Raw genomic sequence first — 13,350 nt, forward strand, 5'->3', positions numbered from 1 at the left:
CCATGTCCAACAACAATAATGCATTGACCCTCGGCGCCCCCCTCAGCGGGCCGGTGCTGGCCCTGGGCAACGTCCCCGACGAAGTATTCGCCAGCGGCGCCATGGGTGACGGCCTGGCCATCGATCCGCTGAACGATAGCCTGTACGCACCGTGCGACGGCGAGATCATCCATGTCGCGCGCACCGGGCATGCGCTGACGCTTCGCGCGCAGAACGGCGCCGAGCTGTTGATGCATGTGGGCATCGACACCGTGGAGTTGAACGGCGAAGGGTTTGCCCTGCTGGTGAAGAACGGTGCGCAGGTGAGCAAGGGCCAGGCGCTGATGCAGTTCGATCTGGACCGGATTGCGCGCCAGTGCAAAAGCCTGGTCAGCCTGATCATTCTCACCAACAGCGAGCGCTTCGAACTGACACCGCTGCCGCTGCGCTCAGTCAAACACGGTGAACCGCTGGCGCGCGTGGCGCTGCGTTCCGGCGCCGCGCTGCAAACCGCTGTGGATAACTCCGTCGCGCAAGCCAGCGCCAACGTGCGGATCACCCATCGCGGCGGCTTGCATGCGCGTCCGGCGGCATTGATCCGCAAGACCGCACAAGCGTTCAGCAGCCAGACGCAGTTGCATTTCGCCGGCAAGTCGGCGGCGTGCGACAGCTTGATCGGCCTGATGGGGCTGGGCATCGGTGAGGGCGATGAGGTGCGTGTCACCTGTCGCGGCAAGGATTGTGCGGCGGCGTTGCAGGCGCTGGTCGCCGCGCTGTCTGTCGCCATCGGCGAAGAACCTCACACGCCGATGGCGGCTGCTCCACGCCGCGCGAACACCGAGGTCGGTGTGTTGCAAGGTGTCTGTGCGGCACCGGGCCTGGTGTGCGGGCCGCTGTTCCGCCTGAGCACGATCGAGTTGCCGGCCGATACCGGCAACCACTGCGCCGACGAACAGTTGCAACGGCTGGACGCGGCCCTTGAGCAAGTGCGCGGCGAAATCCGCATCACCCTGGACCTCGCCCGCCAACGCCGAAATGCCGAAGAAGAAGACATCTTCGCCGCCCACCTCGCCTTGCTGGAAGACCCGGCCCTGCTGGACACCGCCACCCGCGCCATCGAGCACGGCAGCGCCGCGCCCCACGCCTGGCGCGATGCGATCCAGGCGCAATGCGCGGTGTTGCTGGGCCTGGGCAAGCCGTTGCTGGCCGAGCGCTCCAACGACCTGCGCGACCTGCAACAACGGGTACTGCGCGTGCTGCTCGGCGAAGCATGGCACGTCGAGTTGCCTGCCGGGGCGATTGTCAGCGCCCACGAGCTGACCCCGTCGGACCTGCTCCAACTGAGCGCGCAACACGCCGCCGGCCTTTGCATGGCCGAGGGCGGCGCCACCTCCCATGTCGCGATCCTGGCCCGCGGGAAAGGCTTGCCGTGCGTGGTGGCATTGGGCGCCGAAGTGCTCGATGTGCCCCAAGGCCAACGCGTGGTGCTCGATGCGGCCAATGGTCGCCTGGAGCTGGCACCGAGCGCGGCGCGCCACGCCGAAGTCGAGCGGATTCGCGACACGCAGAACCTGCGTCGCCAGGAACAACAGACCCAGGCCCGACTGCCAGCGAACACCCGCGATGGCATGACCATCGAAGTCGCCGCCAATGTCGCCTCCAGCGCCGAGGCCCAGGTGGCGTTTGAAAACGGCGCCGACGGCATCGGCCTGCTGCGCACCGAGTTCCTCTTCGTCGACCGCCGCACCGCGCCGGATGAACAGGAACAACGCCAGGCCTATCAAGCCGTGCTGGATGCGATGGGCGACAAGTCGGTGATCATCCGCACCATCGACGTGGGCGGCGACAAACAGCTCGACTACCTGCCGCTGCCGGTCGAGGCCAACCCGGTGCTGGGCCTGCGCGGCATTCGCCTGGCCCAGGTGCGCCCCGACGTGCTCGACCAGCAACTGCGCGCACTGCTGCAAGTCAGCCCGCTGGCGCGCTGCCGCATCCTGCTGCCGATGGTCAGCGAAGTCGACGAACTGCTGCAGATCCGCCAACGCCTGGATGAACTGTGCGCCGAGCTGCAACTGACCCAACGCCCGGAACTGGGGGTGATGATCGAAGTGCCCGCCGCCGCGCTGATGGCCGAACAACTGGCCAGGCATGCCGACTTCCTGTCCATCGGCACCAATGACCTATCCCAGTACACCCTGGCCATGGACCGCGACCACGCCGGCCTCGCCGCGCGGGTCGATGCGCTGCACCCGGCGCTGCTGCGGCTGATCGCCCAGACCTGCACGGGCGCGGCCAAACACGGGCGTTGGGTCGGCGTGTGCGGCGCCTTGGCATCCGACCCGCTGGCGACGCCGGTGTTGGTCGGGCTGGGGGTCAGCGAGCTGTCGGTCAGCCCGCCGCAGATCGGCGAAATCAAGGACCGCGTCCGCCACCTGGACGCGGCGCAATGCCGGCAACTGAGCCTGGGCCTGCTCGACCTGAGCAGCGCCAAGGCGGTACGCCAAGCCTGTCAACACCACTGGCCGCTGAGCTGACAACAACAAGAAAAGGGAGACACGCCATGTACCAACACCTTATCGAAGGCCTGCAACGCCTGGGCCGTGCGCTGATGCTGCCGATCGCGATCCTGCCGATCGCCGGCCTGCTGCTGCGCCTGGGCGACACCGACCTGCTCAACATCGCGGTGATGCACGACGCCGGGCAGGCGATCTTCGCCAACCTTGCGCTGATCTTCGCCATCGGCATCGCCGTGGGCTTTGCCCGCGACAATAACGGCACGGCCGGTTTGGCCGGGGCCATCGGCTACCTGGTGATGATCTCGACGCTCAAGGTGATGGACTCGACCATCAACATGGGCATGCTCGCCGGGATCGCCAGCGGCCTGATGGCGGGCGGGTTGTATAACCGCTTCAAGGACATCAAGCTGCCGGAGTACCTGGCGTTCTTCGGCGGGCGGCGATTCGTGCCGATTGTCACCGGGTTCAGCGCGGTCGGCCTGGGCGTGATCTTTGGCCTGATCTGGCCGCCGATCCAGCACGGCATCAACAGCTTCGGCGTGTTGCTGATGGAAAGCGGCAGCCTGGGGGCCTTCGTGTTTGGCGTGTTCAACCGCCTGCTGATCGTCACCGGCCTGCACCATATCCTCAACAACATGGCGTGGTTCGTGTTCGGCAGCTTTACCGACCCGGTGACCGGCGCGGTGGTGACCGGCGACCTGACCCGCTACTTCGCCGGTGACCCGAAAGGTGGCCAGTTCATGACCGGCATGTTCCCGGTGATGCTGTTCGGCCTGCCCGCCGCGTGCCTGGCGATGTACCGCAATGCCCTGCCGGAACGACGCAAAGTGATGGGCGGGATTTTCCTGTCGATGGCGCTGACCTCGTTCCTGACCGGCGTGACCGAGCCGATCGAATTCGCCTTCATGTTCCTCGCGCCGTTCCTGTACCTGCTGCACGCGCTGCTGACCGGGCTGTCGATGGCGGTCACCAACCTGCTGGATATCCACCTCGGGTTTACTTTCTCCGGCGGCTTTATCGACATGGTGCTGGGCTGGGGCAAGTCCACCAACGGTTGGCTGGTCGTACCGGTCGGCCTGGCTTATGCGGCGATTTACTACAGCGTGTTCAGCTACTGCATCCGCCGCTTCAACCTGAAGACACCGGGCCGCGAAGATATCCCGGTGGCGCAGGCCGAAGCGATGAGCGATAACCAGCGCGCCACGGCTTACATCCACGCGCTGGGAGGTGCGGACAACCTGCTCAGCGTCGGGGCTTGCACCACGCGCCTGCGCCTGGACATGGTCGACCGCAACAAAGCGGTGGATGCACAGTTGAAAGCCCTCGGCGCGATGGCCGTGGTGCGGCCGGGCAACGGCGGCAGTTTGCAGGTGGTGGTCGGGCCGATGGCCGACAGCATTGCCGATGAGATTCGCCTGGCGATGCCAGCGTTTGTGGCCGGCGCGCCGGTGGATAAACCGGTCGCGGTCAATGTGCAGGAAGCCGAGCAATGGTTGAGTGCACTGGGCGGCCGGGGGAATGTGCGCCAGCTGGAAGCGGTGGCGATGACCCGGTTGCGGGTGGAATTGGGGGATGATTCGGTGGTGTCCGAGGCTCAACTGACGGCGCTTGGTTGCCAAGGCGTCAGCCAACTTGATAGCGGTGTTTGGCACCTGCTGATTGGTGACAAGGCCTCGGGCTTGAGTGAGGTATTGGAGCGACTGGTCAGCGGCCATGAGGTCGGCGCCAGGGTTTAAGAGAGGTAGTGGTTGTTCTGGCCTCATCGCGGGCAAGCCCCCTCCCACATTTGACCGAGTTCCAACGCTGGAATGCGGGTAAATGTGGGAGGGGGCTTGCCCGCGATGAGGCCCTTACAGCCAACAAAAAACCCACTGACCAAACTGGCCCAGCGGGTTTCTCGTTCACGCAATCAACGAATCAGAAATCCGCCAACCGCCACACCTCATACGCCGGTGTCTCATAGGGATGGCTCAGCTTCAACGCAGCCACAACAGCCACGATCAGCTCATCCGCCACCACCAGCTCAACCTTCCACTCTTCAACCACTTCAACCTGGCCGACTTGCCCGAGAAACGGCTGGCTGCCGTCCAACGCGCGGAATTGGCCCTGGCCCAGCACTTGCCAGGCGCAGCTGTCGTAGTCGCCGATGCGCCCGCCGCCAGCTGCGAAGACGGCAGCTTTCACCGCCTCCACATGGCTGCCGGGCACGAAGAAGCTGAGCTTGTACACCGCCTTAGTTCACCCACACGCGCGCGTTGCGGAACATCCGCATCCACGCGCCGTCTTCGTTCCACTCTTCCGGGCGCCACGAGTTCTGCACGGCGCGGAATACACGCTCCGGGTGCGGCATCATGATGGTGACGCGACCGTCGCGGCTGGTGAGGCCGGTGATCCCGCGCGGCGAGCCGTTCGGGTTGGCCGGGTAGCTTTCGGTGACCTTGCCGTGGTTGTCGACGAAACGCATGGCCACGCAACCGGATACATCAGCTTCGAGCAAGGCTTCTTCACTGGCGAACTCGGCATGGCCTTCACCGTGGGCGATGGCGATGGGCATACGCGAACCGGCCATGCCTTGCAGGAAGATCGAGTTGGACTCCTGCACCTGCACCATGGCGACACGGGCTTCGAACTGCTCGGAACGGTTACGCACGAAGTGCGGCCAGAACTCGCTGCCCGGGATCAGTTCGTGGAGGTTGGACATCATCTGGCAACCGTTGCACACACCCAGGGTGAAGCTGTCGTTGCGCTCGAAGAAGCCCTGGAACGCGTCGCGGGCACGGCTGTTGAACAGGGCCGACTTGGCCCAGCCTTCACCGGCACCCAGCACGTCGCCGTAGGAGAAACCGCCGCAGGCCACCAGGCCTTTGAACTCATTGAGGTCGACGCGACCGGCGAGGATGTCGCTCATGTGTACGTCGATCGCATTGAAGCCGGCGCGGTCGAACGCGGCCGCCATTTCCACCTGACCGTTGACACCCTGCTCGCGCAGTACGGCAACCTGTGGGCGAATGCCTTTCTTGATGTACGGCGCGGCGATGTCCTGGTTGACGTCGAAGCTGAGCTTGGTGCTCAGGCCCGGGTTGTCTTCTTCCAGGATCACGTCGAATTCCTGCTCGGCGCAGTCGGCGTTATCGCGCAGGCGCTGGATCTGGTAGCTGGTCTCGGCCCACTGGCGTTGCAGCAGACGGCGCTGGCCTTCGAACACGGTGTCGCCGTTGAAGACGATGTCGATCTGACCGTTGTTGATCGGCTGGCCGATCACGGCCACGCAATCGCCCAGGCCGGCGGCGCTGAACTGTGCCAATACGTTTGGCGTCGCGTCCTGGCGCACCTGGATCACCGCACCCAGCTCTTCGTTGAACAGGATGCCGTTGAGTTCAGAGGCGTCCTCGGCAACGCTGTCGAGCACCAGGTTCAAGCCGCAGTGACCGGCGAAGGCCATCTCGACCACGCTGGTCAACAGACCACCGTCGGAACGGTCGTGGTAGGCCAGCAGGTGGCCGTCGGCGTTGAGGCCCTGGATCACGGCGAAGAAGGCTTTCAGGTCTTCGGCGTCATCGACGTCCGGGGCATGTTTGCCGAGCTTGCCATGGGTTTGCGCGAGGATCGAGGCGCCCATGCGGTTCTGGCCACGGCCCAGGTCGATCAGGATCAGATCGGTGGTGCCCTTGTCCATGCGCAGTTGCGGGGTCAGGGTCTGGCGGATGTCGGTGACCGGCGCGAAACCGGTGACGATCAACGACAGCGGCGAGGTGACGCTCTTGTCCACGCCTTCGTCGTTCCAGCGGGTGGCCATGGACATGGAGTCCTTGCCCACCGGAATGGTGATCCCCAGTTCAGGGCACAGCTCCATGCCGACAGCCTTGACGGTGTCGTACAGGCGCGCGTCTTCGCCGGGGTGACCGGCAGCAGACATCCAGTTGGCCGACAACTTGATGTCGGACAGCTTGCCGATACGGGACGCGGCGATGTTGGTGAGGGTTTCACCAATGGCCATGCGGCCCGACGCCGGAGCGTCCAACAGGGCCAGCGGCGTGCGTTCGCCCATGGCCATGGCTTCACCGGTGTAGACGTCGAAGCTGGTGGCGGTGACGGCAACGTCGGCCACCGGCACTTGCCATGGGCCGACCATTTGGTCACGGGCCACCAGGCCGGTGATGGTGCGGTCGCCGATGGTGATCAGGAAGCTTTTGCTCGCGACCGCCGGGTGGTGCAGCACGCGTTCGATGCTGTCGGCCAATTCCAGTGTGCTTGGGTCGAAGTCATCGCCCAGCTCGGTTTCACGTACCGCCGAACGGTGCATGCGCGGGGCTTTGCCCAGCAGCACTTCGAGCGGCATGTCCACCGGGCTGTTGCCGAAGTGGCTGTCGGTGACCGTCAGTTGCGGCTCGGCAGTGGCTTCGCCGACCACGGCAAACGGGCAACGCTCGCGTTCGCAGATGGCCTGGAAGCGCGCGAAGTCTTCAGGACCGACGGCCAGGACGTAGCGTTCCTGGGACTCGTTGCTCCAGATTTCGTGCGGGGCCATGCCCGGCTCGTCGTTTGGAATGTTGCGCAGTTCGAAACGGCCGCCACGCTCGCCATCGTTGACCAGTTCCGGGAAGGCGTTGGACAAACCGCCGGCGCCGACGTCGTGGATGAAGCTGATCGGGTTCTTGTCGCCCAACTGCCAGCAACGGTCGATGACTTCCTGGCAGCGACGCTCCATCTCTGGGTTTTCGCGCTGTACCGAAGCGAAGTCCAGGTCTGCCGAGCTGGTGCCGGTGGCCATGGAGGAAGCCGCGCCGCCGCCCAGGCCGATCAGCATCGCCGGGCCGCCGAGCACGATCAGCTTGGAGCCGACGAGGATCTCGCCTTTCTTGACGTGTTCTTCACGGATGTTGCCCATGCCGCCGGCCAACATGATCGGCTTGTGGTAACCGCGCACTTCGTCGCCACGCGGGGTGGTGATGGACTGTTCGAAGGTACGGAAATAACCGGTCAGCGCCGGACGGCCGAATTCGTTGTTGAACGCGGCGCCGCCCAGCGGGCCTTCGATCATGATGTCCAGCGCGGTGACGATGCGCTCCGGCTTGCCGTAGGGCACTTCCCACGGCTGTTCGAAGCCCGGGATCTGCAGGTTGGACACGGTAAAACCGGTCAGCCCGGCCTTGGGCTTGGCGCCACGGCCGGTGGCACCTTCGTCGCGGATCTCGCCGCCGGAACCGGTGGCTGCGCCCGGGAACGGGGCAATCGCGGTCGGGTGGTTGTGGGTCTCGACTTTCATCAGGATGTGTACCGGTTCCTGCACCGCGCCGTACTGGCGGGTTTCAGGGTCCGGGAAGAAACGGCCGGCGACGCTGCCGACGATGACCGAAGCGTTGTCCTTATAAGCCGACAGAACGCCTTCGCTGTGCATCACGTAGGTGTTCTTGATCATGCCGAACAGGCTTTTTTCCTGGCTTTCGCCGTCGATGTCCCAACTGGCGTTGAAGATCTTGTGACGGCAGTGCTCGGAGTTGGCCTGGGCGAACATCATCAGTTCGATGTCGTGCGGGTTGCGCTTCAAGCCGTTGAAGGCGTTGACCAGATAATCGATCTCGTCTTCGGCCAGGGCCAGGCCCAGCTCGGTGTTGGCCTTCGCGAGGGCGGCGCGGCCACCGCCGAGCACGTCAATCGCGGTCAGCGGCTTGGGCTCGGCGTGGCTGAACAGAGCACCGGCCTGTTCCAGCTGGCTGACGATGATCTGGGTCATGCGGTCGTGCAGGCTGCCGGCGATCAGCTCGGCTTCGGCCTCGCTGAACTGGCCCGCGACATAGAAGGCAATACCGCGTTCCAGGCGCTGGATTTTTTCCAGGCCGCAGTTGCGGGCGATATCGCTGGCCTTGCTCGACCAGGGCGAGATGGTGCCGAACCGCGGCAGAACCAGGAACAAGCGGCCGGTCGGCTCTTGAACGGGAACGCTTGGGCCGTACTTCAGAAGGCGTGCCAGCACTTGCTGTTCGTCGGCGGTCAAGACGCCGGTCACGTCGGCGAAATGAGCAAATTCAGCATACAGGCCTGTAACAGCTGGAACCTTCTGGCTCAGTTGCTCAAGGAGTTTGCTGTGGCGAAAGGCAGAAAGGGCAGGAGCGCCGCGCAGGATCAACATCTTCGGGACAGCCTCGGGAAGGGGTGTGCTTTGAGGCCGTGCATTCTAACGTAAACCGTCGTCAACGGCACCCGAAACACTAACGCTGGCCGCTGCCGAACGTCAGTTGGCTGGGTTTGCACGGTGTCGGGGTGTTATCCAGGGCGGCGGGCACAGTTATTTTAACCGTCACAATCGCTCTCCAAGCCACGTTTCTGCGGGCTGCAGCACAGTTTCAAGGCGGCTAGCAGACAAGTCCCCCGCTGTCGAGATATGGCGCCGTGGGCCGTTTGCGTATACTGCGCAGATGTTCTCCCCAACTGCTTTGCGCCCGCGATGCGCCAAATGGCTCATCGCCACCGGACTCTTCCTGATGCTCAGCGCCTGTGTTGATAAGCCCAGCACGCTCGAGCGAATCAAGGAGGATGGCGTATTGCGGGTGATTACCCGGAACAGCCCGGCCACGTATTTCCAGGACCGCAACGGTGAAACCGGTTTCGAATACGAACTGGTCAAGCGCTTTGCCGACGACCTGGGGGTGAAGCTGGAAATCGAGACCGCCGACAACCTCGACGACCTGTTCGGCCAGTTGGGCAAACCCAACGGCCCGGTCCTCGCCGCCGCCGGCTTGGTCAGCAGCGAGCGACGCAAGCAGCAGGTACGCTTTTCCCACCCGTACCTGGAAGTTACCCCGCAGATCATCTACCGCAACGGCCAGTCGCGCCCCACCAACGCGGCAGACCTGGCGGGCAAGAAGATCATGGTGCTCAAGGGCAGCACCCACGCCGAACAACTGGCCGAGCTTAAAAAGCAGAACCCTGCGATCGAATACGAAGAATCCGACGCCGTTGAAGTGGTCGACCTGCTGCGCATGGTCGACGAGGGCCAGATCGACCTGACCCTGGTGGACTCCAACGAAGTGGCGATGAACCAGGTGTACTTTCCCAACGTGCGCGTGGCGTTCGACCTCGGCGATGCCAGCAACCAAAGCTGGGCCGTGGCCGCCGGCGAAGACAACAGCCTGCTCAACGAGGTCAACAGCTACCTGGACAAGGTCGGCAAGAACGGCACCTTGCAGCGCCTGAAAGATCGCTATTACGGGCACGTCGATGTACTCGGCTACATGGGCGCCTACACCTTCGCCCAGCACTTGCAGCAGCGCCTGCCCAAGTACGAGAAACACTTCAAGACCTTCGCCAAGGAAGAAAAGGTCGACTGGCGCCTGTTGGCCGCCATCGGCTATCAGGAATCACTCTGGCAACCGGCGGTCACCTCCAAGACCGGCGTGCGCGGCCTGATGATGCTGACCCAGAACACCGCCCAGGCGATGGGCGTGTCCAACCGCCTGGACGCCAAGCAAAGCATCATGGGCGGCGCCAAGTACCTGGCGAAGATCAAGGACGAGCTGGACGACGATATCGCCGAGCCGGACCGCACCTGGTTTGCCCTGGCCGCCTACAACGTGGGCACCGGGCATCTGGACGACGCGCGCAAGCTGGCGCAGAAGGACGGCCTGAACCCGAACAAGTGGCTGGACGTGAAGAAAATGCTGCCGCGCCTGTCGCAGAAGCAGTGGTACAGCAAGACCCGCTACGGCTATGCACGGGGCGGCGAGCCGGTGCATTTCGTGGCGAACATCCGGCGCTACTACGACATCCTCACCTGGGTGACCCAGCCACAGCTGGAAGGCAACCAGGTAGTCGAAGGCAACCTGCATGTGCCAGGGGTCAACAAGACCAAGCCGCCGGAAGAGAACCCGCAGCTGTAAACCCGAAGCCCCCAAACACCCCCTCCCACATTTGAATCGCTACTGGCCTTGGAGGCCGGTGAGCAGATGTACCGCGCCACCCGCCAGCACCATCACTCCCGACACTCCCGCCGCCTTTAACGCCGCCGCATCCACCCGCGCCGCATCCCGCAGTTGCACACGCACCCGCGTCAGCGCCACGCGTTGTTGCGACTGGAGGTTATCCGCGCCACCGAGGGCATTCAGCACATCGGCGGACAACAGGTTCTCCGCCGCCGGCACAGGCGCCGCGACGGTTTCGGCGATCAAGTCCGGGGTCAGGGCTTTCCAGAACGCCCGCTGCAATTTCTCGAACATGCTCAGTGCTCCACGACAGGTGAGGTTTCAACGGTGGCCGCGTGGTACAGGCGCAAGGCCTCGCGCACCTGCGCGGCTTCTTCAAGGCCGAGCACCTGATGGGCGATGATCTGGCAGTCCGCCAGGTCCAGCTCGCGCACGGTGGCCTTGATGGTCGGGATCAGCGGTACGCTGACCGACAGCTCGTCCACCCCCAGCCCGATCAACACCGGCACCGCCAACGCTTCAGACGCCAGCGCCCCGCACACGCCAACCCACTTGCCATGGGCATGGGCGGCCTTGACGGTGGTGGCGATCAGACGCAGCACCGCAGGGTGAAAGCTGTCGGCCTGGCTGGCCAGGCGCGGGTGATCGCGGTCCATCGCCAGGGTGTATTGGGTCAGGTCGTTGGTGCCGATGGAGAAAAAGTCCACATGGGGCGCGAACACGTCCGCCATCAAGGCCGCGGACGGCACTTCGATCATGATGCCCAGCTTCGGCAGCTCGGTGAGCCCCAGCGCCAACGCTTCCTCTTCAAGCATCGTGCGCGCCAGGCGCAGCTCCGAGAGCAGGCTGACCATCGGCAGCATGATGTGCAGCCGCGTCAACCCGGCACTCGCGAGGATCGCGCGGAACTGTTCGCGCAACAACTCGGGGCGCTCCAGGCACAAACGAATACCGCGCAAGCCCAGGAACGGGTTGGTCTCGGCGTCCATCGGCACATAGGCCAACGGCTTATCGCCGCCGACATCCAACGTGCGTACCACCAGGTTGCGCTCCGGGCCCAGGGCGCGAGCGATGGCGTTGTAGGTGCCGGCTTGCTCCTCGGGGCTCGGTGCGCGATGGCGGTCCAGGTACAGAAACTCTGATCGCAGCAGCCCCACGCCTTCGCCGCCCAGGCTCAGGGATTGCTCGACCTCCTGAAGCGACGCGACGTTGGCCGTGACTTCGACGTGATGACCATCGCGGGTGATGGCCGCCAGGCGTGCCTGCGCGACGTCGCGTTGGCGCCGCACTATTTGCTCCCGGTGGGTGGCCTGCAATTGCTCGATCTCGGCCAGGTCCGGGTCCAGGTGCAACTCGCCCTTGTCGGCGTCCAGCAACACTTGCCGACCGTCAGCCAACGCCAGCACCTGCGGCGGCGCCCCGCAAATCGCCGGCAGCCCCAGCGCCCGGGCGAGGATCGCGACGTGGCTGGTCGCCCCGCCGCCGACGGTGACGAACCCGAGCACCTTGTGCGTGTCGAGGCTGGCGGTCTGCGACGGCGTCAGTTGCTCGGCGATCAGGATCGCGCGCTCAGGCAGTTCCCAGGCGCGGTCGTGAATGCCGAGGATCAGTTTCAGCACGCGCTGGCCGACATCGGCCAGGTCCGCCGCACGTTCGGCGAGCAGGGCATTGCCCAGGCCCTGGAACAGTTGGGCGGTGGCGAGCGTGGCGCTGTTCCAGGCAAAGGCGGCGCTTTTGCCGACGGCCAGCAGGTCGTGGGCTTGCTCCAGCAGGGTCGGGTCTTCGAGCAGTTCCTGATGGGCGCGGAAGATCTGCGCCTGGGCACTGCCGACCGCCTTGGCCTGCAAGCTCTGCAAGGCCTCGGTAGCGGCGTGCAGGCCACGGTCCAACGCCGCGCGTTCGAGTGCTTCGCCGCCGCCCGTTTCGGGAATGCTCAGCGCCGGCTCTGCCACCTGGACCACCTGGCCAAACGCCGAGCCCGGCGACGCACACACGCCCCGCAGCAGGCTCGTGGATGCCAGCGACACACGCGGTTCGACGTCCTCGACCGGCGCCGCGACGCTCTCGCCGCACCCCTCGGCCAACAGCGCCACCAACGCCTTGATCGCTGCGGCGGCATCCTCTCCCGCCGCGCTCACCTGCAAGGTGTCGCCCTGCACGGTTTGCAGTGCCATGATCGCCACCAGCGACTTGGCGTTGGCGCTCTGGGTTTGCTTGTGCAGGTAGATACTGGCGTCGAACCCCTTCGCCGCCTGGGCAAACACCGCCGCCGGGCGCGCGTGCAAACCGTTGGCATTGGGCAACGTCAACGGTTTGGAGAACAGTGCGTCGCCCTCCTCTTCGTCCTCGGTTTCAGCCGCCTCGCCTGGCGACAGGCGCACCAGCGGCTGGCCCAGCGTGACCGGGCCGCTGTCCGACGCCAGCAGCGCAAACGGCTCGCCGCTGACCACCAGCATCAAGGTCAACAGGCTCCGGGCATTGAGCGCTACGTAGTCGGCGTCGAACTCGATCAACGGCTGCCCGGCCTCCACCCGCTGGCCTTCCCCGACCAAACGGCTGAACCCCTTGCCCGCCAGGTTCACGGTGTCCAGGCCGATATGCAGCAGCACCTGGACGCCATTGTCAGCCGTGATGCTCACCGCATGGCCAGTGTTCTGGATATTGCTGATCACCCCGGCCAACGGTGCGCAGAGGGTCTGCGAGGTCGGGTCGATGCACAGGCCGTCGCCGATCAGGCGGCTGGAGAACACCGGGTCGGGGACCTTGTCCAGTGCCAGCAGCACGCCCGACAAGGGCGCAAGCAATTCCAGGGGTTGAGTTGCGGTCATGACTTCACCTGCTGTTTTGTTCTGTAAAAATCATTGGGTGGATACAAATCCCGAGGTGACAAAGATCAAATGTGGGAAGGGCTTGCCCCCTCCCCCATTTAAGCCTGT

At 64.7% G+C, this 13,350-nt stretch carries 7 protein-coding genes; 3 read left to right on the plus strand and 4 right to left on the minus strand.

Features of this window, described 5'->3' with window-relative positions:
* The first annotated feature begins 2 nt into the window (after positions 1-2).
* Together ptsP (AC07W0_RS08480) and nagE are read left to right on the plus strand one after the other, a co-directional pair.
* Positions 3-2,513 carry a phosphoenolpyruvate--protein phosphotransferase gene (gene ptsP, locus AC07W0_RS08480; RefSeq protein WP_102617307.1) on the plus strand — a complete coding sequence of 837 codons (2,511 nt, stop codon included), beginning with the start codon at positions 3-5 and terminating at the stop codon, positions 2,511-2,513.
* Between the two features lie 26 nt (positions 2,514-2,539).
* Positions 2,540-4,231, plus strand: a complete 1,692-nt coding sequence (gene nagE / locus AC07W0_RS08485) for an N-acetylglucosamine-specific PTS transporter subunit IIBC (protein WP_046486976.1) — start codon at positions 2,540-2,542, stop codon at positions 4,229-4,231.
* 181 nt (positions 4,232-4,412) lie between these two features.
* On the opposite strand, the gene AC07W0_RS08490 is transcribed toward nagE, so the two are convergent.
* Entirely contained in the window at positions 4,413-4,724 is a 312-nt protein-coding gene (locus tag AC07W0_RS08490; protein ID WP_017846152.1) for a YqfO family protein, read from the minus strand.
* 4 nt (positions 4,725-4,728) lie between these two features.
* Entirely contained in the window at positions 4,729-8,625 is a 3,897-nt protein-coding gene (gene purL / locus AC07W0_RS08495; protein ID WP_017846153.1) for a phosphoribosylformylglycinamidine synthase, read from the minus strand.
* A 286-nt stretch (positions 8,626-8,911) separates the two neighbouring features.
* Between purL and mltF the strand changes: the two genes are divergently transcribed.
* The gene (mltF, locus tag AC07W0_RS08500; protein WP_026139926.1) at positions 8,912-10,372 is read left to right on the plus strand and encodes a membrane-bound lytic murein transglycosylase MltF; all 1,461 of its coding nucleotides are present in this window, start codon (positions 8,912-8,914) and stop codon (positions 10,370-10,372) included.
* 39 nt (positions 10,373-10,411) lie between these two features.
* Here mltF and AC07W0_RS08505 read toward each other — a convergent pair whose 3' ends face one another.
* Both AC07W0_RS08505 and ptsP (AC07W0_RS08510) read right to left on the minus strand, forming a co-directional pair.
* Entirely contained in the window at positions 10,412-10,708 is a 297-nt protein-coding gene (locus tag AC07W0_RS08505; protein ID WP_017846155.1) for a PTS sugar transporter subunit IIB, read from the minus strand.
* A gap of 2 nt (positions 10,709-10,710) precedes the next feature.
* Positions 10,711-13,242: a phosphoenolpyruvate--protein phosphotransferase gene (ptsP, locus tag AC07W0_RS08510; RefSeq protein WP_102617306.1), complete on the minus strand. Its 2,532-nt coding sequence runs from the start codon at positions 13,240-13,242 to the stop codon at positions 10,711-10,713.
* Positions 13,243-13,350 lie beyond the last annotated feature (108 nt).

Source organism: Pseudomonas sp. GW704-F2, from assembly GCF_059423025.1.